The sequence below is a fragment of the Mucilaginibacter lutimaris genome, assembly GCF_042676625.1.
In the GTDB taxonomy this organism is placed as follows: domain Bacteria; phylum Bacteroidota; class Bacteroidia; order Sphingobacteriales; family Sphingobacteriaceae; genus Mucilaginibacter; species Mucilaginibacter lutimaris.
Genome location: NZ_JBHTIA010000008.1, coordinates 1 through 25,013, shown reverse-complemented (window position 1 = coordinate 25,013; position 25,013 = coordinate 1). Strand labels below are relative to the sequence as shown.

General features: G+C 43.5%; 20 protein-coding genes and 2 rRNA genes. 14 read left to right on the top strand and 8 right to left on the bottom strand.

Annotation, left to right across the window (positions count from 1 at the left end; translation table 11 throughout):
- Positions 1 to 12 precede the first annotated feature (12 nt).
- The 3 genes from ACFQZI_RS11580 (at position 13) to ACFQZI_RS11570 (ending at position 2,631) form a co-directional block, all read left to right on the top strand.
- A complete protein-coding gene (locus ACFQZI_RS11580) occupies positions 13 to 561 on the top strand; it encodes a fasciclin domain-containing protein (protein ID WP_377142696.1) in 549 nt (182 codons plus the stop codon).
- A gap of 189 nt (positions 562 to 750) precedes the next feature.
- A complete protein-coding gene (locus ACFQZI_RS11575) occupies positions 751 to 1,632 on the top strand; it encodes a cupin-like domain-containing protein (protein WP_377142694.1) in 882 nt (293 codons plus the stop codon).
- Between the two features lie 117 nt (positions 1,633 to 1,749).
- Positions 1,750 to 2,631 carry a cupin-like domain-containing protein gene (locus tag ACFQZI_RS11570; RefSeq protein WP_377142692.1) on the top strand — a complete coding sequence of 294 codons (882 nt, stop codon included), beginning with the start codon at positions 1,750 to 1,752 and terminating at the stop codon, positions 2,629 to 2,631.
- A 40-nt stretch (positions 2,632 to 2,671) separates the two neighbouring features.
- Here ACFQZI_RS11570 and ACFQZI_RS11565 read toward each other — a convergent pair whose 3' ends face one another.
- Complete coding sequence (locus ACFQZI_RS11565) at positions 2,672 to 3,094, bottom strand: YybH family protein (RefSeq protein WP_377142689.1); 423 nt, start codon at positions 3,092 to 3,094, stop codon at positions 2,672 to 2,674.
- 310 nt (positions 3,095 to 3,404) lie between these two features.
- Between ACFQZI_RS11565 and ACFQZI_RS11560 the strand changes: the two genes are divergently transcribed.
- The 6 genes from ACFQZI_RS11560 (at position 3,405) to ACFQZI_RS11535 (ending at position 10,089) form a co-directional block, all read left to right on the top strand.
- Entirely contained in the window at positions 3,405 to 4,283 is an 879-nt protein-coding gene (locus ACFQZI_RS11560; protein ID WP_377142687.1) for a carbohydrate kinase family protein, read from the top strand.
- A 114-nt stretch (positions 4,284 to 4,397) separates the two neighbouring features.
- On the top strand, positions 4,398 to 5,498 hold the full coding sequence (locus ACFQZI_RS11555; RefSeq protein WP_377142685.1) for a vWA domain-containing protein: 1,101 nt from the start codon (positions 4,398 to 4,400) through the stop codon (positions 5,496 to 5,498).
- An 88-nt stretch (positions 5,499 to 5,586) separates the two neighbouring features.
- The gene (locus tag ACFQZI_RS11550; protein WP_377142683.1) at positions 5,587 to 7,089 is read left to right on the top strand and encodes a sigma 54-interacting transcriptional regulator; all 1,503 of its coding nucleotides are present in this window, start codon (positions 5,587 to 5,589) and stop codon (positions 7,087 to 7,089) included.
- Between the two features lie 27 nt (positions 7,090 to 7,116).
- Positions 7,117 to 8,388, top strand: coding sequence for a metallophosphoesterase (locus ACFQZI_RS11545; RefSeq protein ID WP_377142681.1), 1,272 nt, complete (start codon positions 7,117 to 7,119; stop codon positions 8,386 to 8,388).
- Positions 8,389 to 8,582: 194 nt separating this feature from the next.
- Positions 8,583 to 9,476: a UbiA family prenyltransferase gene (locus ACFQZI_RS11540; protein WP_377142679.1), complete on the top strand. Its 894-nt coding sequence runs from the start codon at positions 8,583 to 8,585 to the stop codon at positions 9,474 to 9,476.
- Positions 9,466 to 10,089, top strand: coding sequence for a class I SAM-dependent methyltransferase (locus tag ACFQZI_RS11535; protein ID WP_377142677.1), 624 nt, complete (start codon positions 9,466 to 9,468; stop codon positions 10,087 to 10,089). Before ACFQZI_RS11540 ends, ACFQZI_RS11535 begins: the two co-directional genes overlap by 11 nt.
- A 100-nt stretch (positions 10,090 to 10,189) precedes the next feature.
- Here ACFQZI_RS11535 and ACFQZI_RS11530 read toward each other — a convergent pair whose 3' ends face one another.
- From ACFQZI_RS11530 to ACFQZI_RS11520, 3 genes are all read right to left on the bottom strand, one after another.
- Positions 10,190 to 10,876, bottom strand: a complete 687-nt coding sequence (locus ACFQZI_RS11530) for a response regulator transcription factor (RefSeq protein WP_377142675.1) — start codon at positions 10,874 to 10,876, stop codon at positions 10,190 to 10,192.
- A 310-nt stretch (positions 10,877 to 11,186) separates the two neighbouring features.
- The gene (locus tag ACFQZI_RS11525) at positions 11,187 to 12,830 is read right to left on the bottom strand and encodes a sensor histidine kinase (RefSeq protein WP_377142673.1); all 1,644 of its coding nucleotides are present in this window, start codon (positions 12,828 to 12,830) and stop codon (positions 11,187 to 11,189) included.
- A 6-nt stretch (positions 12,831 to 12,836) separates the two neighbouring features.
- Entirely contained in the window at positions 12,837 to 14,726 is a 1,890-nt protein-coding gene (locus tag ACFQZI_RS11520) for an alpha/beta hydrolase family protein (protein ID WP_377142671.1), read from the bottom strand.
- A 131-nt stretch (positions 14,727 to 14,857) separates the two neighbouring features.
- Between ACFQZI_RS11520 and ACFQZI_RS11515 the strand changes: the two genes are divergently transcribed.
- The 5 genes from ACFQZI_RS11515 to ACFQZI_RS11495 all read left to right on the top strand — a co-directional run bounded on the left by ACFQZI_RS11515 (position 14,858) and on the right by ACFQZI_RS11495 (position 21,580).
- On the top strand, positions 14,858 to 16,669 hold the full coding sequence (locus ACFQZI_RS11515) for a tetratricopeptide repeat protein (protein ID WP_377142669.1): 1,812 nt from the start codon (positions 14,858 to 14,860) through the stop codon (positions 16,667 to 16,669).
- Positions 16,670 to 16,785: 116 nt separating this feature from the next.
- Positions 16,786 to 17,088 carry a DUF4286 family protein gene (locus ACFQZI_RS11510; protein WP_377142667.1) on the top strand — a complete coding sequence of 101 codons (303 nt, stop codon included), beginning with the start codon at positions 16,786 to 16,788 and terminating at the stop codon, positions 17,086 to 17,088.
- A gap of 3 nt (positions 17,089 to 17,091) precedes the next feature.
- Positions 17,092 to 17,649, top strand: coding sequence for a dTDP-4-dehydrorhamnose 3,5-epimerase (rfbC, locus tag ACFQZI_RS11505; protein WP_377142665.1), 558 nt, complete (start codon positions 17,092 to 17,094; stop codon positions 17,647 to 17,649).
- A 293-nt stretch (positions 17,650 to 17,942) separates the two neighbouring features.
- Positions 17,943 to 20,771: an outer membrane beta-barrel protein gene (locus ACFQZI_RS11500; RefSeq protein WP_377142663.1), complete on the top strand. Its 2,829-nt coding sequence runs from the start codon at positions 17,943 to 17,945 to the stop codon at positions 20,769 to 20,771.
- A 32-nt stretch (positions 20,772 to 20,803) separates the two neighbouring features.
- Positions 20,804 to 21,580: a GLPGLI family protein gene (locus ACFQZI_RS11495; RefSeq protein WP_377142661.1), complete on the top strand. Its 777-nt coding sequence runs from the start codon at positions 20,804 to 20,806 to the stop codon at positions 21,578 to 21,580.
- 367 nt (positions 21,581 to 21,947) lie between these two features.
- Here ACFQZI_RS11495 and ACFQZI_RS11490 read toward each other — a convergent pair whose 3' ends face one another.
- From ACFQZI_RS11490 to ACFQZI_RS11475, 4 genes are all read right to left on the bottom strand, one after another.
- On the bottom strand, positions 21,948 to 22,811 hold the full coding sequence (locus tag ACFQZI_RS11490) for a sugar phosphate isomerase/epimerase family protein (RefSeq protein ID WP_377142659.1): 864 nt from the start codon (positions 22,809 to 22,811) through the stop codon (positions 21,948 to 21,950).
- Between the two features lie 169 nt (positions 22,812 to 22,980).
- Positions 22,981 to 24,168 carry a Gfo/Idh/MocA family protein gene (locus tag ACFQZI_RS11485; RefSeq protein ID WP_377142657.1) on the bottom strand — a complete coding sequence of 396 codons (1,188 nt, stop codon included), beginning with the start codon at positions 24,166 to 24,168 and terminating at the stop codon, positions 22,981 to 22,983.
- Positions 24,169 to 24,547: 379 nt separating this feature from the next.
- Positions 24,548 to 24,659: ribosomal RNA gene (gene rrf / locus ACFQZI_RS11480) — 5S ribosomal RNA — on the bottom strand.
- 234 nt (positions 24,660 to 24,893) lie between these two features.
- Positions 24,894 to 25,013, bottom strand: a 23S ribosomal RNA gene (locus ACFQZI_RS11475); the annotation flags it as partial.

The window sequence follows — 25,013 nt, the reverse complement described above, 5'->3', positions numbered from 1 at the left end:
CACCTAAAAAACATGAAAAAATTAATTATCGCGGCCTTTGCTTTAGCAGCTATTGCAATTGCCCCAAATGTTAATGCACAAACTAAAATGGTTGGTGGAGCTGCTATGTACCCAACAAAAACCATTGTAGAGAATGCAGTAAACTCTAAAGATCACACCACATTGGTTGCAGCTGTTAAGGCGGCAGGCTTGGTAGAAACCTTATCATCAGCCGGGCCGTTCACTGTATTTGCACCAACTAACGAGGCTTTTAACAAATTGCCAAAGGGCACCGTTGAAACTTTAGTAAAACCGGAGAACAAAGCAGCACTTACTAAAATTTTAACCTACCATGTGGTAGGAGGTAAAGTAAGCGCGGCAGATTTAATGGCTAAAATTAAAGCCGGGAAAGGCACTGCCGAATTAACCACCGTTAGCGGCGGCGTACTTAAAGCTATGATGGCCGGTAAAAAGATTTACCTGGTTGATGAAAAGGGCGGCAAAAGCTGGGTAACCATTGCAGATGTTAACCAAAGCAACGGCGTAATCCATGTAGTAAATACCGTGTTAATGCCTAACTAATTTAGTTAGCAGCTATCGGTTCGCATTCTTTGCAAACTGCACACTTATCTAACTACCTTGAAAAGTAGAAGCCCGGCTGCAATAAGCGCCGGGCTTGTTTTTTTGTCAAAAAAACATCACAAATGGCTTTTTAAATGTTATGCCATTGTTAAACAATTACTTTTGTACCGTTTTCAGCAGAGAAAAAATATGAGCTTGTCGCTTACCCCCATTGACAGAGTTGATAATATTGGTAAAGAAGATTTTATCAATAATTATTTAAAGCCACGCAAACCATTGGTTATACGCAAGGCTACCCAAAGCTGGCCTGCCCTGCAAAAGTGGACCTTCGATTACTTAAAGGAAACTGTCGGCGACCAGGTTGTACCGCTTTACGATAGCTCAAAGGCCGATCCGTCTAAACCCATTAACGCCTCTGCTGCCGAAATGAAATTCGGCGATTACATCGACCTGATCCAAAAAGAACCTACTGACCTGCGGATCTTCTTATTCGACCCGATAAAACACGCGCCGAAGCTGCTCGAAGATTACCGCTCCCCTACCGACCTGATGGGCGGCTTTTTAGACAAATACCCTAATATGTTTTTTGGCGGCAAAGGTTCGGTTACGTTTTTGCATTACGATATTGATCTGGCACACATATTTCATACCCATTTTAATGGGCGCAAGCATGTAATATTATTTGACAACAAGTGGAGCGAACGTCTATACAAAATACCGTTTGCTACCTATGCACTGGAAGACTACGATATAGAGAACCCCGATTTTACAAAATTCCCGGCGCTTGATGGTATTGAAGGGCAGGAGGCCATCTTAGAACATGGCGACACCCTGTTTATGCCAACCGGGTACTGGCACTGGATGAAGTACCTTGATGGTTCATTCTCTATTTCGTTACGTGCTTGGGACAGCTCGTGGGCCATCAAAGCGAAAAGCCTTTACAACCTTACCATACAGCGCAAGTTTGATGATTTGATGAAAAAGAACTTCCGCAGCAGCTATATGGATTGGAAAGAAAAGCTGGCCATAAAGCGCGCTAACAAGGCGCTTGCCTCGGGCCAGCCCAGGTAACATTCATAAATTAACCTACATTTAACAGTAGCTCGGTTTTTATTTTGTTATTTTGATAACTTTTTGGTGATAGTTGCGTCCTAATAGCAGCTATTAAAAACCTTATAAGTTAGAGATATGAGCTTTGTACTGCACCCTATTGATACTGTTGAAAATATAAGCCCCCTGGATTTTAAGAAGAACTATCTTGACCCGCGCCGTCCGCTGGTTATAAAAGGCATGACCAAAAGTTGGCCTGCCCGCGATAAATGGACGCCCGAATACCTGAAAGAGGTTGTTGGCAATAAGGTGGTACCCTTGTACGATAACTCAAAGGCCGACCCATCAAAACCTATCAACTCATCGGCTGCTGAAATGCCTTTTGATCAGTATATCGACCTGATCAAATCTCAACCAACAGAATTACGAATTTTCTTCTTCAATATATTTAAACAGGCCCCGCAATTGCTTGATGATATTGTATTCCCGAAAGACCTTATGGGTGGTTTCCTGGAGAGCATGCCCTCCATGTTTTTTGGAGGATCTAATTCGGTTACATTCCTACATTACGATATAGACCTGCCCCATATATTCCATACCCATTTTGGTGGCCGAAAGCATGTGATATTATTCGAGAATAAATGGAAACGCCGCTTATATTGTATCCCTAACGCTACCTATGCCTTAGAGGATTATGATGTGCTTAACCCCGACACCAAAAAGTTCCCCGCGCTTGAAGGTGTGGAAGGCACCGAGGTTTTCCTGGAACATGGCGATACCCTGTTTATGCCAACCGGCTATTGGCACTGGATGAAATATATTGATGGCTCATACTCGCTAAGCCTGCGTGCATGGGATGCATCCATTACCCGCAAAGCTGCCAGCATATACAACCTGGCGGTAAAAGGCGGTGTAGACAGCCTGCTAAAAATGACCTTTAAAGAAAAATACGCCAAATACCGCGAGCAACTTGCTGTTAAGTGGGCCGAGCAGGAACTGGCTGCTGGCAAGCCGTATTAATAGCTAATTTGGCGGTGAATTAGCGTTAATTAAACCGCCCCTAACTCGTATGGTCGCAAACGATTTTCCATTCTCCGTTTATTTTCCTGAACCATAGGGTAAAATACCCTCCTGGGGCATCGTTCTCGCGGGCGAGGCTCCAGGCGCCCATTACAAAGGCGTCGGTTTTGCTGAGGAGTTGTACCTTGTCTATCCTAAAGGTAAGCTTGCCCATGGCCGCTTTGTCAGGGTAGCCTTTCTTATAGTTATCAAGCGTTTGCTGCCAGCCATAAGTTGGGCCGCGCTTGCCAATGAACATCAGCGAGTCCGATTTCCAGTAACCACGCATAAAACCATCCAGGTCGCCGTGGCTCCAGGCAATTTGCTGGTCGTGCATAAGTTTTACGATGGCTTGTCTGTCCTGCGCTTTTACGGCGATGCAGGATAAAAGAAGCAAGCAGCAAGATAGGATAAGCTTTTTCATAAGGCTAAATATAACCGCGATTTGCGGGATTTAAAAAAACATAGGGATTTTGATTGGCAAAGGATTCCCATTTTGAGAGGAGGCAGGCAAAGCTGTGTTTTGATGTAGAGACACACCCATTGCCCCTCTCAAGAGGGGAACTACACACCCATACCCGATAGCAGCAGATACCTGCCACGGCTTCTCAAAACTGGACCCGCCCCTATCAACGTTAAACATTTGTTAAGAAATTGAGAACGGTGTTATTGAAAATTTAACATGCTTTACCGTAAATCCTTTTTAGCTTTGCGGCCTTACAGTTCCACAACATATGAAAAATAAGGTTTTGTGCTTTGGTGAAGTTTTATGGGATGCCTTTGGCGATGAAAAAAAAGCCGGCGGCGCGCCAATGAATGTTGCAAGGCACCTGGTGCAGCAGCATGTAGATGTAAAGCTTGCCAGCAGGGTTGGCAGCGATGCTTCGGGTGACGAACTGATAGATTTCCTGAAAAAGAACGGACTCCACTCGCCTATGATACAAAGGGATAACGCCCTGCCAACCTGCGAGGTTACTGTAGAGCTTGACGATAAACACCAGGCTACATACATTATTCCGCAGCCCGTTTCGTGGGACAATATACAGTTGGATAATAACCTGAAAGATGGCGGCAAGGACGCGTCGATCATTGTATTTGGGAGCCTGGCTTGCCGTAATAAAACCACGCACGATGCTTTGCTTAACCTGTTAGATGTAACCGACGCCACTAAAATATTCGACGTAAACCTGCGTCACCCCCATTACACACTGGCAACTATTGAAACCCTTGCAGCACGTGCAAACGTTATAAAAATGAACGAGGAAGAGGCCGACCTGCTTATTGGCGGCGGCAAAGGCGATCTTAAAAGCAAGATAACCGAGTTTCAGAAAAAGTATCACACCAAAACTATTTGTGTAACCCGCGGCGAGAATGGCGCCATCATCTGGCACGACTATGAGTTTTTTGAACACCCGGGTTTTACCGTAGATGTTGCTGATACTGTTGGTGCAGGTGATGCGTTCCTGGCAACTTTTATTGCAGGCTTAACGGCAAACAACCCCATCCCTAAAATATTAATAAACGCCTGTGCGGTTGGCGCCTTTGTAACCAGTCAGCGCGGTGCAAACCCGGTTTATGTGCAGGACGAGATCGTTAGGATCAGAAAAAGCTAAGCAGGCCGGCTTAGGGCATTGTCATGCTTAGCTAACAATTGCGCTAAATTGGCGCGGTTTCAAACTTTTCAATCAAATAATCCGTTACTTTATACTCATACGAAAGGGTAACATATGCGTGGTTTTGGATTTTCACAGTTTAAACCAAACCAGATCCCCAAAGGTGGATTTGAAGAATTACTAAAACTATTCCTGGAATTATTGAACTATACCGCCGGTGATGCAGGGGAGGCTTTGGCGTGGCTAAATGAGTTAGATAAGCAATACAACATCACCAATGACGAGTATGGCATGGGCGATTTTATTGACGAGCTGAAGCAAAAGGGTTATCTGAACGAAGATAACCAAAGCGGGAACTTTAGCATTACAGCCAAGACCGAGCAAAGCATCCGTCAATCGGCTTTAGAAGAGATCTTTGGCAAACTGAAAAAATCGGGCAAGGGCAACCACCGATCACCGCAAAGCGGGCAGGGCGATGAGAAGAATGCCGAGCGCCGCGAATTTGAGTTCGGCGACAGCCTGGACCAGATAGACATGACGCAATCTATCCAGAACGCGCAGGTTAACCACGGTATAGGCGGCGACTTTATGATGACTGAGCGCGACCTGGAGGTTGAGGAAATGGATTACAAAACCCTCACCAGCACGGTATTGATGATAGACATTTCGCACTCCATGATCCTCTACGGCGAAGACAGGATAACCCCTGCCAAAAAAGTTGCCATGGCACTGGCAGAACTGATCCGCACCAAGTACCCTAAAGACACATTAGATATTGTGGTTTTTGGTAACGATGCATGGCCCATTACCTTGCAGGACCTGCCCTACTTACAGGTTGGCCCCTACCACACCAATACCTATGCGGGGTTGGAACTGGCTACCGACATGCTTCGCCGCCGTAAAACGCACAACAAGCAAATTTTTATGATAACCGATGGTAAGCCAACCTGCTTAAAAGAAGGCACCAAATATTATAAAAACAGCATAGGGCTGGACAGGAAGGTAGTGAACAAAACCCTAAACATGGCGGCACAATGTAAAAGGCTTAAAATACCTATCACCACGTTTATGATTGCTAAAGACCCATACCTGCAGCAGTTTGTACGCCAGTTTACCGAAACTAACGGTGGTAAGGCGTTCTACAGCTCGTTAAACAATCTTGGCGAATACATATTTGAAGATTACGCCCGAAACCGAAGAAAGAACGTGAAGTAATTTGACGATTTGAACATGTGTCAATTTGAAAATTAGTCACGTTTCAACATCTCAAATTCTCAAATCATCAAATATTCAAATTTAGAACATGAGCAAATTATTAGATATAAAAACCCTTGGCGAACTTAAAAAAAGCGGTTATGTAAGCCGGTCTGTTAAAGACGAGTTAAGGGCTAACTTAATTAAACAACTACAGCAAAAAGAAGGCGGTTTTGAAGGCATCATCGGTTTTGAAGATACGGTTATACCCGATCTGCAAACCGCCATACTATCGCGTCACAACATTTTATTGCTAGGCTTACGCGGGCAGGCAAAAACACGTATAGCGCGTTTGCTGGTAAACCTGCTGGATGAGTATGTGCCATACATCGAAGGATCGGAGTTATTTGATGATCCTTTAGCCCCTATAAGCTGGTATGGCCACAGCACGGTAGAAAGCAAGGGTGATGATACCCCGATAGGATGGATACACCGCAGCGAGCGCTATACCGAAAAGCTGGCTACGCCTGATGTTACCGTTGCCGACCTGATTGGTGACGTTGACCCTATCAAGGCCGCCACCATGAAGCTTACTTATTCGGACGAGCGTGTTATCCACTTCGGCTTAATTCCACGTGCGCACCGGGGTATTTTTGTGATAAATGAGCTGCCCGATCTGCAGGCACGCATCCAGGTATCCTTATTCAATATATTGCAAGAGCGCGATATCCAGATCCGTGGTTTCAAACTGCGCCTGCCTTTAGATATCCAGTTTGTATTTACCGCCAACCCGGAAGATTACACCAACCGTGGATCGATAGTAACGCCGCTGAAAGACCGTATAGAAAGCCAGATACTTACCCACTACCCTCGTACGGTAGAGATCTCGCGAAAAATTACCCAGCAGGAAGCTCTGCTGTCGCCCGAGCAGCGCACTACAGTTGAGGCGGATGGTTTGGTAAAAGATATGGTAGAGCAGATTGCTTTTGAAGCCCGTAACTCCGAATACATCGATAAAAAATCGGGTGTATCGGCACGCTTAACTATCTCATCATACGAAAACCTGATAAGCAACGCCGAACGCCGCATGATCATCAATGGCGAAAAAAGCACGTTTGTGCGTATCTCCGATTTCCTTGGCGTTATCCCGGCTATTACCGGTAAAATAGAGTTAGTTTACGAGGGTGAGCTGGAAGGCCCGGGAAAGGTAGCTAACATACTTATCGGCAAAGCCATAAAAACTTTATTGCTGCAATTCTTTCCCGATCCCGAAAAATCTAAAAAGAGCAAAGCGCCAAACCCCTATGCCGATATTATCAACTGGTTTAGTGATGGCAACACGCTATCGTTGGTTGATGATCTGTCGTTTGTAGATTATAAGAAAAATTTAAACGCTGTACCGGGGTTAAAGGATGTGGTTAAAAAATTCCATCCTAAACTAAGCGAGAACCAAACGCTGTTGTTAATGGAGTTTGTACTACATGGACTGGCCGAATTTTCGCAGTTAAGTAAAGGATTTTTAGATAATGGCTTTGCATTTTCGGATATGTTCAACAGCTTGTTTAATTTAGAGCCCGACGAAGATGACCTGGACATCGACGACCGCTACTAATTTTATTACGCATCAGCTTAGAACATAATGCAGGGAAACGCCCTATACTTTATACTTGTACCGCTTGTACTTATTATAATTGACTATTACATTTTACGGGGCTTGCAAACTGCCTTTATAAAACGGCAGTTTACCCGTAAAAAATGGTTTTTAAGCCTTTACTGGCTTTCTTCCATATTCCTGATCACTATTTTACTGCTAAGTATCTACAGTAAGATGTCGGTTGGGGCACGTGGGGCATTCCTGTTCTTGTTTTTTATTACGTTTCTATTTAAGATATTTTACGTACTGTTCATCGCGGTTGATGACCTGCGCAGGTTTATTATTTACCTCATTCATAAAAATAAAACCTCTCCCGATCCCGAAAAGGACAATGGCTTTAAATCTATCCCACGGTCGGAGTTTTTGATGAAGGCGGGGATACTGGCGGGCGCTGTTCCGCTGTACCTCATTAAGCACAACATGTCTAAAGGTTTGTATGATTATCGCGTTATAGATGTAAACCTGTACCTGCCCAACCTGCCAAAAGCTTTCGACGGTATGCGTATTGGTCAAATTTCTGACATCCATTCGGGCAGTTTCCATAGCGTGCACAATATGCAGGGCGGTGTACAAATGCTGCTCGATCAAAAAACCGACGTGATATTTTTTACAGGCGATTTGGTAAACGGACAAACATCAGAAGTTAACCGGGTTATTGATGTATTTAAAAAAGTAAAAGCGCCATTGGGCGTTTACTCTATACTGGGCAACCACGATTATGGCGATTACGGCAACTGGCCTACTTATGCCGCCAAAGACAAAAACTTACAGGATATGCACCAGGCGCATAAAACCATGGGCTGGGACTTGTTAACCGACGAGCATCGCCGCCTGAAAATTGACGGACAGGAACTGGGTATTTTAGGCATTGGCAACTGGGGGCAAATGAGCCGTTTCCCTAAATACGGTAAAATGGAAGAAGCTGTAAAAGGTACCGATGACCTGCCGGTAAAACTCCTGCTATCGCATGACCCATCGCACTGGCGCGCCGAAGTGATCCCTAAATACCCCCAAATAGATGTGATGTTTAGCGGGCATACCCACGGCATGCAGTTTGGTGTACGCACACCCGGTTTTCAGTGGAGCCCGATAGAATATGTATACACTGAATGGGCGGGGCTGTACCGCGAAAAACACCAGCAAATTTATGTGAATGTAGGGTACGGCTTTTTAGGCTACCCGGGCAGGATAGGTATGTTACCCGAAATTACTGTATTCACACTAAAAGCCGGCGAAGACCCTGCATTAAAAGCGTAAAATTTGTTAAGCAGTGGGGTATGCTACTTCTTCCCTTGGTGAAGATATAGAAAGGATAAGCTATACACTTAGTTGGCTGCACAACCCCTCCCTGCACCACACAACCTTGCCCGCCCCTCCTAAGGGAGGGAATTTGATCTGCTATTAAATATTTATTCCTTTTTTAGCTGCATTGCTGTATTTTAGCAAAACCGATGAAAAAAGCCTTCCAAAGCGCGTTTGATTTTTTGCTGTTCAGTAATATCTTCATGTCGTTATGCGCTGTGGCGCAAGCATTGGTAACCTTTCACCTTATCGATTCAAAACCCGTTTATACTGTATTGGGGCTTTTGTTTACGTCAACGCTTGGCATTTATAACTTCAGCATATTATTAAGTAAGCCCAAACATCCCGATAAATCCCCCTACAAACGCGTACGCTGGTTTTTCGCGCATTATAGGTTAATGGTAACCTTCACCATGATCAGCCTGCTTTCGCTCATCCCTCTGTTCTTTTTGTTGTCGATGGAGTCGAGGATCTTGCTGGTATTTTCGGCAATACTGTCTTTTTGCTACAGCTTACCCCTGTTTACCGTTGGGGAGCAAAAGTTTGGTTTGCGTAACATCCCGGGGCTAAAAACCTTTTTAATAACCCTCGTTTGGACCTTAAGCTGCGTACTATTGCCTGTATTGGAAGCACAGGACCTGCACCTGGCAGATATATCTACAAGGGATATTACTATTTTAATGGCCAAGCGTTTCCTGCTGATATTCGCACTTGCTATCCCGTTTGATATCCGCGACCTGTTTAGCGACAGGCAGGCAGGTTTAAAAACCATCCCTGTTGCCTGGGGCGAAAAGAATGCCTACCTTTTTTGCCAGTTCCTGCTGGGAGGTTATATCGTATTGCTCTTCCTCTTCAGAAATAAAGGCTTTAATTTAGACTTTTTTGCCCTAACCATCACCGCTATATTGATGGGTTGGCTCATTTTTAAATCGAAGTGGGAGAAAGATGAGTACTATTATTTCTTTTATCTGGATGGCGTATTGATACTGCAATACGTAATGGTAATAGGCTTTAATTTAATTTACGGCATCTATGCCGGCTAATTACGATAACTCGGCAAGTTTTTATGACCGCCTCTCGCGACTGGTTTTCGGCAAGACGTTGATCAACGCGCAAGTTTACCTGTTGCCATGTATACCCAAAAAATCAAACATTTTGATAGTCGGCGGAGGCACCGGGTGGATATTAGAAGAAATAAGTAAAATTTATCCATCAGGTTTAAACATTACTTACGTAGAGATCTCGGCAAAAATGATGGCCTTATCTCAAAAGCGTAATACCGGCAGCAATCAGGTAACATTTATTAATAAAAGCATCCAACAAGCAGAACTGTCGCAGGATTTTGATGTGGTGATAACCCCGTTCCTGTTTGATAATTTTACCGAAGACACCTTACCCGGCGCATTCAACCCTATCCATCAAGCCCTAAAACCCGGCGGACTTTGGCTTTACACCGACTTTCAGTTGACAGGTAAATGGTGGCAATACGCCATGCTAAAAAGTATGTTGCTGTTCTTTAAAATACTGTGCGGCGTAGAGTCGTGGCATTTACCGGATGTGGCAAAGCAGTTTAATACCAACGGGTATAAAGTGGCAGATGAGAAAAGCTTTTTTGGGGAGTTTGTGCTGACCAGGCTTCACAAAAAGCTTAATTAACCATGTCATAGCGAGCGATAGCGTGGCAATCTCAGCATATCCGCTTGTCCTCTGAGATTGCCAGGTCGCTACGCTTCTCGTAATAACATTTAGAAAATTCTTAATAAACAAATTTATACCCAATGCCCCTTACCGTTTGCAGGTATGTTGGCGAATCGGGGTTGTTCTCTATCTTTTTGCGGAGGCGCACGATGTGCATATCCAGCGTACGGGTATTTACATCGGCATTGTAGCCCCACACCTCCATCATCAGTTCTTCGCGGTTTATAACCTTGTTCTTGTTTTTAAGGAAGTATAGCAGAATGCGGTTCTCCAGTATGGTTAGCTCTGTTTTACGGCCATCGCGAATAAGCAGGTGGGTATTCGGCAGGTGCTCCATGTTACCAAACTTATGCGATTCGGCTTTCTCATTATTTAACGAGAATTTGATCTTGCTATCTATCATAGCCACCAGCACATCCATGTTAAATGGCTTAGTAATATAATCGCTTACGCCAAAGTTATAGGCGCCAATCTTATCAATGTCCTGTGCTTTTGCCGTCATCATAATAATGAGCTTATCAAACCCTTTCTCGCGCAGGTTGGCACAAACCTCGCTACCCTGTTTGCCGGGAAGCATCCAGTCTAAAAGTACAATATCGGGTTGCTCGGCAAGTATCATCGCTTCGGCTTCTTCGCCATTGCCGCTTTCTAAAACTTTATATCCTTCGCTTTGCAGGCGTTCGGCAACTAAAAACCTAAGGTTCTCATCATCTTCAACCAGCGCTATTTTTATTTCTTTATTCATTGTCGTAATCAATATGTTTTGCACCTACGGAGCAATTTAATTGCGTTTTTGTTTTTTACAAAGCGGTAGCTCCTACGGAGTAATGCCTTACTCTTTATCATAAAAATGCTACCTGTAGCATATCCCATACGGACAACCGCTTTGGTAGCAAATGAATTGCGTTTTTGTTTTTTCTACAAAGCGGTAGCTCCTACGGAGCAATGCCTTACTCTTTATTATAAAATGCTACCTGTAGCATTGTCCCATAGGGACAACCGCTTTGTAGCACACAAATTGTTTAACCTTTGCCCTGTAAGGGCTACCCTTCTCCTCAATGCTCTAATGGTAGCGTTACCATAAAGGTTGAACCTATATTAAGTTTGCTTGTAACGTCAATTTCTCCGTTCATAAAGTTAACCAGTTCTTTACAAAAAGCAAGCCCCAATCCCACGCTTCCGTTTTGGTTGTACTGGTTCTCTATTCGGTAAAACTTTTTAAACACATCACCCTGTTCATATCGGGCCATCCCTATGCCTTTATCAGTAAACGAAAATACAATATTGCGCTTTTCGGGCTTAATAGTTATAAATAATTCCTTTTTACCAGGGTGCGAGTATTTGTAGGCGTTCTCCATTAAATTTTGAAACACACTGCCCAGTAATACAGGGTCGCTATGAAATTTGTTTACGCCTTCAATTTTATACTCCAGCTTAAAATCGGGGTATTTTATTTTAAAGGTTTCAATATAGCCCTTTACAAAATCTTCAAGTATTATCTCCTCGCGCTTAACCGTTATCGAGCGATTTTCTAATTGTGTAAACGATAGCAATTTATTCATCAGCTCGTTTAGTTTATCGGCTTCCTCATCCAATATCTTACCATAATGCCGGCGCTGGCGTGCGCTTAGTTCGGCATCGCCCTTTAAGTTCGAACCGGCAATTTTTATAACGCTTACGGGGGTTTTAAACTCGTGGGTAAAGTTGTTTATAAAATCATACTGCAGTTTAAACACCTTTAGGTTAATGTTAAGATTGCGGTATATAAGCCAGCCAATAAGCACTAAAAAGAAATAAATAAGCAGCACAATAGCCCCAATGGGTAAAAACCGCCTGTCTATTTCGCGGCTCAGGTGTTCATTGGTTGATGTGAAGTATAGCTTAAAATTTGAGAAGGCACCTGTAAGCGCGGCTTCGGTTATTTTGCGGCCGCCCTCTACGTCGAGCGGGTCGTACACTACGGGTTGTATGGTAACCTGCTGGTAAAGCTCGGGATGGGTGTTTTTAACTTTTAACTGGTGCGCATCCAGCAAAAAGGTCATCATATTTTGCTTGTAAAATGCTTTTATGTTCTCATTCTTTAGCAGCGACTTATATATACGGATATCCTCCCGGCGAGGGATATTTAGGTAGCTGATCTTATCCGGCGTAACGTTGTAAAACGTGCGGAAGATCTCATCCTGCGTGGGCAGTCTTGATGTATCGGCCACGCTTATAAAATCGCTCAGCTTTAGGGCCATTTGCTTAAAATCGTCGGTATTAGACCATGCCATGTCTTTAAAGCCCTTTACAACACCCCTTTTTGGTTTGTATTGATAAATAGCCTTAACGGAAATGCCTGTATTATTACTGAATTTTGTTTTGGAAACAGGGTTACCAATTTGAATGTCGTAAAACAAAACACGGCGCACAAACGGGTAAGTTTTAAATACAGTGGCCGAATAATTTGCCGCAGATGCCGAATCCAGGAAGCCCTGGTACGAGGTTATCTCGGGGATCTTTACCGAGAAAAAATCATTGTAAGGTTTTACCGTTTGATCTAACACCTCAACCTTTTTAGATGCAAACTCGTTCTCTACATATTTAGCGGTAAGGTTGTATGAAATGATCACCGCTATAACAAGGCTCACGGTTATCAGCACCAGGAAAGCGGTTATCAGCGAAAAATTTTTGCGGTATAAGTTCTGCTGCCCTTTCATAACAGGTTAGGGTTTAACCTGCATATTGGTATTCAGGAAAGATTCTATCTCGGCGTACATTTCCATACGGTTGTGCTCGCTTTTAAAATAGGCGCGTTCGTTCTCTTTAAGGCGGTAGATTACCGGCACATTACGCTTTTTAAGCTCGCGTACAAACTGGTTAAGCTCGCTGATGTTGGCCCGCGGATCTTTTGCACCCTGGAATATCAACAGCGGACTTTTAATTTTATCGGTATGGAAAACCGGCGATATGGCCCTTAGCTGCTCGGCATCCGTTTCGGGGTTACCAACCATTTCGTAGGTCATTTTTAAGAATGGTTTAAAAAATGGAGGTGCATCTTTTAGGTAAGTAAAAAAGTTTATTAATCCATATTTCACCACCGCGCAGTTATACAACTCAGGGTGGAACGATACGCCGTACAAGGCCGAAAACCCGCCAAAACTACCACCAAATATGGCTATCTTTTTAGGGTTGGCGATCTTATTAGCAATAAGCCATTTTACACCATCGGTTATATCCTGCTGTATCTTACCTCCAACCTGTTTAAAGCCCGCGGTGCGGAATGCCTTACCATAACCTGCCGAGCCCCTGAAGTTTACCTGGAATACCGCGTAACCACGGTTAGCTAAAAACTGCACCTCGGCATTATAATCCCAGGAGTTACGCCCCCAAATATTATCATGCGGCATAACCACTACAGGCAGGTTCTTTTTCTCCTTACCGTTAGGAATGGTTAAATAGCCGTTGATAAGCATGCCATCGCTCGCCTTAAAAGACACAGGCTGCATATCAGATAATTCTGCCGATTTTATCTCGGGGTTAATGTCTGCCAGTTTGGTTAGCTTATCCGCATTGCGCTCATATAAATAGTACGAACCGGGATTTTTATCATTAGAGCCGGAGATGATAAATTTATTTTCGGCGCTGTCGCGGTCAACAATATCTAACTGGTTGCCCTTTATTTTGGCCGATAGGTTATTGTAGATCTTTTCGATGCTTTTATCCAAAAAATATTTTTGTGGCTTGGCTTCTTCCCATGATACCAGTTCTATACGGCGTTTAATTTTTGAATAACCCACATCCAAAATATCGGCCTTGTCGCTGGCGTAGATCACTTTATTATCTTTACCCGTTTTCGCGTCTATCTCAATTAATGCTGTTTTGTCGCGGTTAACGTTTGATAAGGCGTAAAAATTATCGTTATCACCGGTAAAGGCAATTGGCTCTACCCTATCATTAAAATTACTTTTGATTATAGGTTTAAACGGGGCATTATCATTTGCGCGGTACAGGATGCTTTCGTTAACCCCGTCAGATACCTTTACCAGGCGAATGCTGCCATTAGGGTCGGGGTACCACTTGGTAATATTGCCGGGATTTAGCAGGTATGGCTTTAGTTCACCTGTTTTTACATTAAGGCGGTACACATCAAAGTTAACCGGGTCGCGCTTGTTCATAGCCACGGTAATTACATCGGGTTGCTGGCGGTTACGGTTAAGGATGCGGATGCGTGCCTTATCTAAATTTAACAGATTTTTAAATTTGAGGGTAGCCACATCAAGCGTGTAAAGCTTAAATTCATCAACGGCTATAATATCCTGTGTAAATACGATCTGGTTGTTATAGGTCCAGGTGTAATCACGTACCGAATAATCGGTAAAGGAAGTGGCCATTTGTTCGGTACCGCTCTGTAAGGACCTGATGTATATATTTTGCTTATCTTTATATGGCTTTAAATAAGATATATATTTACCATCGGGAGATATCTTAAAAAAGCTTTTCTCGGGCGTCTTAAAAAAATCATTTACAGGGATCTGCCTTACGCTGTTTTGTTTGCATGCGCACGCAAATAGTAGGATAGCAACAAATATATATGATCTTAAAAGATCCCGCATCTGGTTATACTAATGTTAAGAGTGGTCAAAATAGTTATTTTAGTTAATCTTTGCGTTAATGTCACTACAATTTTACCCGCTTTGCGCGTTACATATATGATACGCCGGCCATACTAAAATATTAAAAAAACATGAAGCGATTATATGTCTTAGCATTGGCATTATTTATTTGCAGCACACGCCTTTTAGCCCAAAATAACGACCTGTTGCTGGCACGCCAATACGCAGCGAACGGCGAGCAGCAAAAGGCGCTTGACCTATATCAAAAGTTATTTAAGCAGGATGGCGAAACCTACTTTCAGCAATATTTTAATGTGTTGCTAACTTTTAAAAAATATGATGATGCCGAAGCCATCGCTAAAAAAATGCTGCGCAAATACCCCGGCAATAACGAATTTATTATCGCTTTAGGTACTGTTTATACGCAACAGGGCAATACTGCTAAAGCGGAAGCTTTATACAACGACCTGATCAAAAATCTGCCTGCCGATCAAAACGCTATTGCAGGTATTGCATCCCAGTTTTACCAGAGCGCAAATGCGGATTATGCCATCAAAATATTCTTACAGGGTCGTAAGCTCATTCATAACGAATCGGCCTTTGCTTTTGAACTGATAAGCCTTTACCGTTACAAACGCGATAAGGAAGAACTAACCGAAGAATACCTTAATTTTTTGCCCACTAACCCGGCGTTTATTAGCCAGGCCGAAAGTACCCTTGCCAGCGTTTACGAAGGGCCCGAAGATTACGATATGCTAAAGATGGCGCTGTTAAAACGCATCCAGAAAGACCCGCAGCAACTGATATACGCCAACCTGCTTACCTGGCAGTATCTGCAGCAAAAAGATTATGATATGGCGCTTAACCAGGCGCTGGCATTAAGCCGCCGCCAAAATGATGATGGCTCGGCAATTTTTGACATATGCCGCACACTGGTTGCCAGTGAGGCATACGATGCTGCCATACGCGGGTATGAGTACATTATTAGCAAAGGCGGTAAGGATAACTCTAATTACATTCCGGCTAAGGTGGAACTTATTAACACCAAAAATCTAAAAGTTACATCGGGCAAATATGTTCAGGTCGACCTGCTTAGTTTGGAAAAAGATTATATAAGCCTGCTTGATGAGGTTGGCCGTAACCGCAGCACCGTTTTCGCGATGGAAAAACTGGCCAATTTACAGGCCTTTAAATTACATAAGCTAAAAGAGGCACAGGCTTTACTGGAAAGCGCCATTGCCTTACCCGGGGTGAGGCCTGCACTTGTAGCTGCCTGCAAACTGGACCTGGGTGATGTGTACCTGCTTAACAACCAGCCATGGGATGCTACCTTACTATACAGCCAGGTAGAGAAAGATAACCCCAACACCAATATTGCGCAGGAAGCGCTTTTACGCAACGCTAAAATGGCCTATTACACCGGCGACTTTAACTGGGCACGCCGGCAGCTGGATATTTTAAAAGCCGCCACTACGCAGTTGATAGCTAATGACGCGCTTAACTTATCGCTCTTAATATCTGATAATCTCCATGCCGATAGTACGGGCAGCGCGCTAAAGATCTACTCACGTGCCGACCTGCTGATATTTGCCGAACAGCCTGAAAAGGCGGTGATAACGCTGGACAGCATCGATAAAAAATACCCGGGCAACGCCCTTGAGGCCGATATACTAATGGCAAAGGCACGCATCCTGATACAGCAAAAAGATTTTACCAATGCGGTTGTTGTTTTAAAAACCATAACCGAAAAACATTCAACCGACCTTTGGGCCGATGACGCTGTGTATATGCTTGGCGACATTTACGAAACCAAACTAAACGACGCCAACCTTGCTAAAACCTACTACCAAAAAATAATTACCGATTACCCCGCCAGCCTTTGGATAAACGACGCCCGTAAACGGTTCAGGTTATTAAGGGGTGATAAGAATGATGCTTCTTGATAAAGATCGGGGGTTGGTGATTAAAGATTAGTAAACCGCTACGTTAATAACGGCTATCGGTGAAATCAATCCCATAATCGGTGAAATCTATCTGATCAAAATTGTAGCTTTGCCGCATGATCGTATATAATGACACCGTAATTTTAGATGATACTGTTGAGCAGGAATGGCTTGACTGGATGAAGAATGTGCATATCCCATTGGTGATGTCTACAGGTTACTTCAGCTCGTACCGTTTGCTATCAATTATCGATTCGCCAAACGATGGTATCACCTACTGCGTACAGTTTAACGCTGATACTATTGAGCAGTTCCAGGAATATTATACCAAACATTTATTTAAACATCAGGATCTGCACCAACAACAATTTAACGAGCGGTTTGTATTATTCAATACTTTAATGAAAACCGTAGACTAAACCATGGGCTTTACCGAAACTATTATACCCGGCGTACTGATATTTGAACCAAAAGTAATAAGCGACGAACGCGGCTATTTTTACGAAAGCTATAGTAAACGTTCGTTTGAAGAGGCCGGTATAAAGGCCGATTTTGTGCAGGATAATCAATCTTTCTCGCAAAAAAACACGGTGCGCGGCCTGCACGCGCAAGCCCCGCCTTATGCGCAGGGTAAACTGGTTAGGGTTATACAAGGCGCGGTGTTGGATGTAGCGGTTGATGTCCGTAAAGGCTCGCCCACGTATGGCAGGCATGTGGCGGTTGAGCTTAGTGCCGATAATAAATTACAGCTTTGGGTACCACCGGGCTGCTTGCATGGTTTTGCCACCCTGCAAGACAATACCATTTTTGTTTATAAAGTTAGCGGCGGCCTGTACCATAAAGAATCGGAGATTGCCGCCGCCTGGAACGACCCGCAATTAGCCATTGGTTGGGGCGTTAGCGAAAAGGACGCTATCCTGTCTGCCAAAGATCAGTCGCTGCCGCCTTTTGCAGCCTTTAACAGCCCATTTACCTTTTAACTCCCCGGCTAACGCTTCTGTGCAGCCGTCAGCTTTACATTTCTTAACAATTAAGCGCAATTAACTTCATAGTAATTGCGCTTAACACATGCCGTTATAATTTCAATTTAACAGTGCTTACATCCTCACCATTTACCTTCAAGTTATTAGCGAGTTATTTGTTAAATAATAACGAGGCACAGTAACAATAGTGTGACTATTGTACTCTAAACACAGATTTAACACTTTTTAACACAAATAACCTTTCTATTACTAAGAATTTAGTTATATCTTGGTGGCTCATTAAACCTGTTATGAAATTCACAATTACGGCGCTCGTATTATTCTGCGTTTGTTCTCTATCTGCGTTCGCGCAAACCAACAACTATTCGGTAAAAGGCGTTGCTGTTGATAGTGTTGCCAATGTAAAACTGGTTAATACTTCCATCAGCGTGTTAAACGCTAAAGATTCCACTCTTCGTAAATTTACAAGGGCCGCGGCCAATGGGTCGTTTAGTTTAACTAACCTTAACAAAGGCAAATTCATACTGCTTGTAACCTACCCCGGCTATGCGGATTACGTAGAACATTTTACGTTAGATTCTGCCAAAACCACATTCAATGTCGGTACCATCGCCATGAACCTAAAATCGAGGTTACTAAAAGAGGTATTGATAAAAGGAACGGTTGCCGCCATTAAAATTAAGGGCGATACTACCGAGTTTAACGCCAAAGCATACACCATTCAGCCAAACTCAAAGGTGGAGGACCTGCTGAAACAACTACCCGGCATACAGGTAGATAAGGACGGTAAAATTACAGCCCAGGGCCAAACCGTACAAAAAGTACTGGTAGATGGTGAAGAGTTTTTTGGCGACGACCCTACCCTGGTTACCAAAAACATCCGCGGCGATATGGTAGATAAAGTGCAGCTTTATGACAAAAAAAGCGACCAGGCTACTTTTACAGGTATTGATGACGGGCAAAAAACCAAAACCATCAACATCAAACTAAAAGAGGATAAAAAGAACGGCTACTTTGGTAAGCTCGATGCCGGCATTGGTACCGATGGCTATTACCAGGCGCAGGGCCTTTATAATAAATTTAAGGGTAAAAAGAAGTTTAGCGTTTACGGTGTTGGCGCTAATACCGGCAAAATAGGCCTTAGCTGGCAAGATAACAATAAGTTGGGCACAAGCGACGGGATGCAGTTTACCGACGATGGCGGTATGTATTTTAGCAGCAGCGGCCGCGACGAGCTCGATTCATTTGATGGCCGTTATAATAACCAGGGTATCCCTAAGGCCTATACCGGTGGTGTGCATTATGATGATAAATGGAAGAACGACAAATACGCGTTAAACACCAACTATAAGGCGGGTTCGTTAGAAGTTGACGGTACGCGTAATAATAAATCGCAGCAAAACCTGCCCGAAAACCCCGCCGACCCTACAGCAAACCGCGTTATTAAAACGGTAGCCGACAATACCTTTAACAACAGTATTTTCAGGCAAAAGCTCGATGCAACCTATTCGGTTAAGCTGGATACTACATCAAACCTAAAAATATCGATGGATGCGACGCTAAAAAACAGCGACACACATACCCGGGATACTTCAAGCAGCAGGCGCGAAAACGAATCGTTGCTTAATACCAACCAAAAACGTATTGACAACAGTGTTGATCAGCAATTGTATAACGCTACTGTATTTTACAATAAAAAGTTTAAGAAGCCGGGCCGCACCATTTCATTGAACGTAAGCGCTGGCCGTACCGAAAATAAGGCAGATGGCTTTTTAAGATCGGAGATAGATTATTTTGACCTGAATAGTGCCCCAACTACCAAAGAAATCATCGATCAGCGTAAAACAGATAATACCAAAACATCAAGGTTAAATACCAACTTAACCTACACCGAGCCTATTACCAAAGCCCTGGCCATTGTATTTAATTATGGCTTTGGTTTAAATAACAGTAATGCCGACAGAAAATCGTTCGATAAATCGGCTGGTGGCGAATATGATCAATTAAACACCTTGCTGAGTAACCACTATATTTTCAACCAAACATCCAACCAGGGAGGTATTAATTTTAATTACAAAAAAGGCAAAAGTAACCTGCGCTTTGGTACGCGTGTTACTAATGTAGATTATAAGCAGGAAAATGAGGTTAACAATATGTCTATAAGCCGTAACTTCACTAACTGGAGCCCGCAGGCTAACTACTCATACAAAATATCTACCTATAGCAATTTAAACCTGGGCTACTACGGTAACCAAACCCAGCCAACAATAGATCAGTTACAACCTATCCTGGTGAATACAGATCCATTGAATATTACCGTTGGTAACCCTAACTTAAAACCATCTTTCACTAATAGCTTTTACGGCTATTACAACATGTACAAGGTATTAAGCGATCAATCGATATGGTTGAATGGTAACTACAGCTTTACCACAAACCCTATTGTAAACAATGTGGTTACCGATAAAACCTTAGGTAAAAGCACATCGCAGTCTATTAACCTGCCCGGCGAAAAGCCATACAACTTTAGCCTAAACCTGGATATGAGCCGTAAGCTTGGCTTTGCAGGCATAAATGTAAACGCCAGGTTAAATACTGACGGTAACACATACTTTAGTTTGCAGGACAACGCCGTAAACAAAACCAGATCAAACACCTACGGTGGTGAATTAGGATTATCTAAAAACAAAGAGAAAAAGTATTCGATATATTTAAGCGGTGGGCCTAATTATACATTGGCACAATCATCACTAAATAAAGACATCAACAATAATGGCCGTGGTTTTAATGCCAGGTATTGGGTACAGGTTTACTTGCCGTGGAAGATAGAGGTAAGCAGTGATGGCCAATATCAGTACACCGCAGCTACCCAATCTTTCGCTAACGATTTCCGCCAAACTATTATTAACGCGCGTTTAAGCAAAGCATTTCTTAAAAGCGAAGGCTTAAAATTAACCTTAAGCGGTAACGACTTGTTAAACCAAAACGCTGGCTTTACCCGTAGCGCATCAAGCACCTTTATTACCGAAAACCGTTACACTACCATCCGCAGGTATTATATGGTATCGCTGTCATGGGATTTTAGCGGAATGGGCGGCGGCACACCGGCAAAAAAATAATTTAAGATAAATTACAACGAAGATAAACAGCAATGAAAAAGCACTTAATATTATTAATAACCTGCCTCATTAGCGGCAGCGCTTTATTTGCACAGAACGCGCATTTCACCACATCGGGCACCATCGAATTCGAAAAAAGGGTAAACATGTACGGTGTAATTAAAGCGGTAATAAACAAGGATAACGAAACCTGGTATGCACCTGCATTTGAGCAATACAAAAAAAATAATCCGCAATTTAAAGTGCTGAAAAGCACGCTGACTTTTGGTGATAACAAAACGCTTTATGCACCGGTTATTGATAACGCACCGGCATCAAACAGCTGGTTTAGCGATATGCCACTGGCACAACAAATAAATACCACTTTTACCGATCTGAACACCAACCTGAGCACCACCAACAAAAAGGTGTTTGAGGAAACATTTTTAGTAAAAGATACCGCCCGTAAAATAAACTGGAAAATTACCGATGAAACACGCGAGATTGCAGGCTACATGTGCCGCCGTGCCAACGCCCTGGTAATGGATTCTATTTACGTGGTTGCCTTTTATAGCGATGAGATCCCAGTATCTGGCGGCCCGGAGTCGTTTAGTGGTTTACCGGGGATGATCCTTGGCCTTGCCCTGCCGCATGAGAACGTCACCTGGTTTGCTACCAAAGTTACCGATTTACCAATTCCTGAAAGCAGCCTGCGTGCACCCGCAAAAGGTAAGGTAACCAATTCGGCCAACCTTAAAACAACCCTTACCAAAGCTATGGAAGGTTGGGGCGAGTACGGTAAACGTTTCTTTAAGATCTATTTGTTGTAGGGAAAAAGTTAAGATATAAGAATTAAGAGCCAAGACAAAAAAAGCCTGTGCAGTTTACAAACTGTACAGGCTTTTTTGTTTAAAACTATTTATCTGCGGAGGCCACTACCGGTAGTGCAATTGGGGAAGAGGTTATACTTTGTGTAATTTTAAAGATTGCCTATAGGCTAAACCCCTCCCTTACCCTCCCGAGGGAGGGAATCAAAATTTGTTATGGTGAGCCTGTCGAACCATTAGTAACATGTACGTATTTACAAGCTCAGACTGACAAATTTTGAATTGTTATGGTGAGCCTGTCGAACCATTTGAAAACCATGCCTTTAAGCAGTCTTTCAATACGATCAACATGCGCTTATAACTTTTGACTTTAACTTAGTTTCAGCGCCTTCAAATAAGCCGCGTTCTTTTTGGCGCTTTGCAGAGGGGTTTCGTGGAAGAACCGGCTTTGCTCAACAAAAAAATATTTCATGCCGGTATCTTGCCCGGTAGTAATCAACTTCCGAAAGTTGATAATTCCTTCACCCATATCACATGCCGATTCATCTTTGCTATTAGCAGGGAGGCGCTTCGTAAGTACATCGCGCAGGTGGGCCAGTTTAAAGCGGCCTTTATGTTTACGCATGTATGCGTATGGGTCGGCGCCTTCGGTTACGGTATAATAAACGTCCATCTGGAAATCTACCAGGTCTTTATCTGTACCGGCAAGTAATACATCAATAGGCAATTGGCTATCTACAGGTTTGTAAGGATAATCATGAGGATGGTAACCAAAGCGCAATCCGTGCTTTTTACAAATAGCACCACGTTTATTAAAATCATCGGCAAAGTTTTTAAACGCTTCAATAGATTTTTGCGGGCCAAGCCATGGGCATACCAGGTATTTCATACCTATCTCCGCGGCTTGTGCTGCCAGCTTATCAAATTCGGGCAGTGTGCAGGGGTTATAGTGCGTACTTACCAGGTTAAGGCCATAACCGGCTGCTATCTTTTTAAACTCCGTATTCGTTTTGCCCCAAAACATACCTTTATCACTACCGTAGCTTTCTATCTGGGTATAGCCCATTGCGCCCAGTTGTTTTAGGGTACCTATTGGGTCACGTTCCATATCTTCCTTTACCATGTAAAGCTGGATACCAGGGGTTGGCTTTGCGTGCCTGGCCAAAGCCATTGCCGGCGATACGCTTATAGCTGCCAGCATACCGCTGCTGTAAAGGAATGTTCTTCTGTTCATATCGTTTTAATTTAAAGGGATGTCATTTCGAACGAGGTACGAGGAGAAATCTTGTTATATAATGCAAGTAGGCGATATGCTTGAAATAACAAGATTTCTCGCCGCTGCGATTTCCTCGAAATGACAGGGTTTGTTAATTTAACTTGCATGCAGGCCGATAATATTTCTACTACAAATCCCTCACCACCACTTCTCCACTAACCTTATCCTTCAATATCAGTTTTCTTTCGCCATGTGGTAGTATCTCTTCCTTGATAAGATAATATTGCTCATCGAAATTGGCAAATTCGGTTGCAATTTTAGTATTGTTATCACCCCGCCAGTCGTCAATTTTAACCGGTTCCCACACACCACTTTTGGCAGACGCGTAGGCCGCATCAATAATCGCATTTACCACATAGCCATCGTAAAACGTTTCTACAGGCGTGCGATTCTGCTCAACAGCCTCAAACATATCTGTAAACATATGATTGTAGCCCAATTCGTTTACCTCGTCACCAACCGGAAATAGCCAACCTTGGCTGCTTTCCGCTTTTTCGGCCACGTAACCACCACCTTTTCCTGTACTGAACATATCGAAACCGGTGCGTAAAAAGTTATTTATCCAGATAGTGCCTTCGGTGCCCATCACCTCATCGCGCAGGTCCATACCACCGCGAAAACACCAGCTTACTTCAAACTGGCCGATAGCGCCGTTGGCATATTTTACCATACCTATGGCATTGTCTTCAGCATCAATGGGATGAACCTGTGTGGCTGCCCAGCACATTACCTCTACCGGCCGAACGCTCTTACCTATATAGCTGCGGGCTATTTCTATACAATGGCAACCCAGATCTACAATACAACCGCCGCCGCTTTGTTCTTTATCCCAAAACCAATCGCTATGCGGCCCGGGGTGTGCCTCGCGGCTTTTAGCCCACAACACCCTGCCCAACGCACCTGCTTTTACACTCGCCAGGCTTTTATTGAATTTTGGGGTATAACATAGGTCTTCGAGATAGCCCCCCATAACACCAGCCTGCTCTACCATATCCAGCATTTGTTTGGCTTCGGCCGCCGTACGGCCAAGGGGTTTAGTACATAGCACATGCTTACCCGCTTTAGCACAGGCCTCGACAGCGGCGAGATGCAAATCATTGGGTAGTGAGATCACCACTACATCTACCTCGGAGTGGTTTACAACTTCCTCCATATTGTCGCTGTAAACGGGGAGTTTATAATCGGCAGCAAACTGTTTGGCTTTGTCTATATTACGGCTGTACACAGCGTGCAGTACATCCAGCCTGCGGTGGCCAATTAACGAATCGGCATAGAAACGCGCGATAAAGCCGGAGCCAAGCATAGCAATCTTCATATTGGTAAAATTTAGTGGTTTGTTAGGGTTATACCGATGAAGATAGGAAATTTTTCTTCTTGATTATGCTTCGTTTATTATAAGGATTTATAATAAATAATTCCCTGTTCATGGTGACAGGAGTGTGTCACCATTTGGAAGCCGGAAGTACTGGTTATGAGCCGGTTGCAAAAAAACAGGCTGGTTGTGCAAACGTGAACGTGAACATAAGTCGTCGTTTTTGGGTGGTGGTGAAAGTGGCAGTAGCGGTAGCAGTAGCAGTAGCAGTAGGAGGAGTGGCGGTAGCGGGTGTGGTTCGACAGGCAGCGATGACAGTCGGGAAAAAGTTGCATAAACAAAGAAACCCGTTATCTGGATGGATAACGGGTTTAACTTTAAGATTTGGCACCGACCTACTCTCCCACATTTTACTGCAGTACCATCGGCTCTGGCGGGCTTAACTTCTCTGTTCGGAATGGGAAGAGGTGGACACCGCCGATATAGGCACCTGAATATTTTTAAGGTGAAAGCGAAAAGCATAAAGCTTAAAGCTATTCCTTTATAATTCGGTATTTGTTTTCACTTGTAGCTTCAGGCTCTCGCCTTTTAGCTTTCGGCTAAACAATGACATATTATTGAAAGAAGTAAGTTTTAGAGAAAACAACAGCTTTGTGTTGAAGCCGGAAGGCAAAGTTATCGGTCCTTGCGGACTTACGGACTTCGGTCTTCCGACTTTTAATACCTGCTATGAGAAAGCTTCGGATTATTAGTATTACTCGACTTTGATGTCACCACCTTTATATCTGTAACCTATCAACGTAGTAGTCTGCTACGATCCTCAATGGAAGTCTCATCTTGTGGCTAGT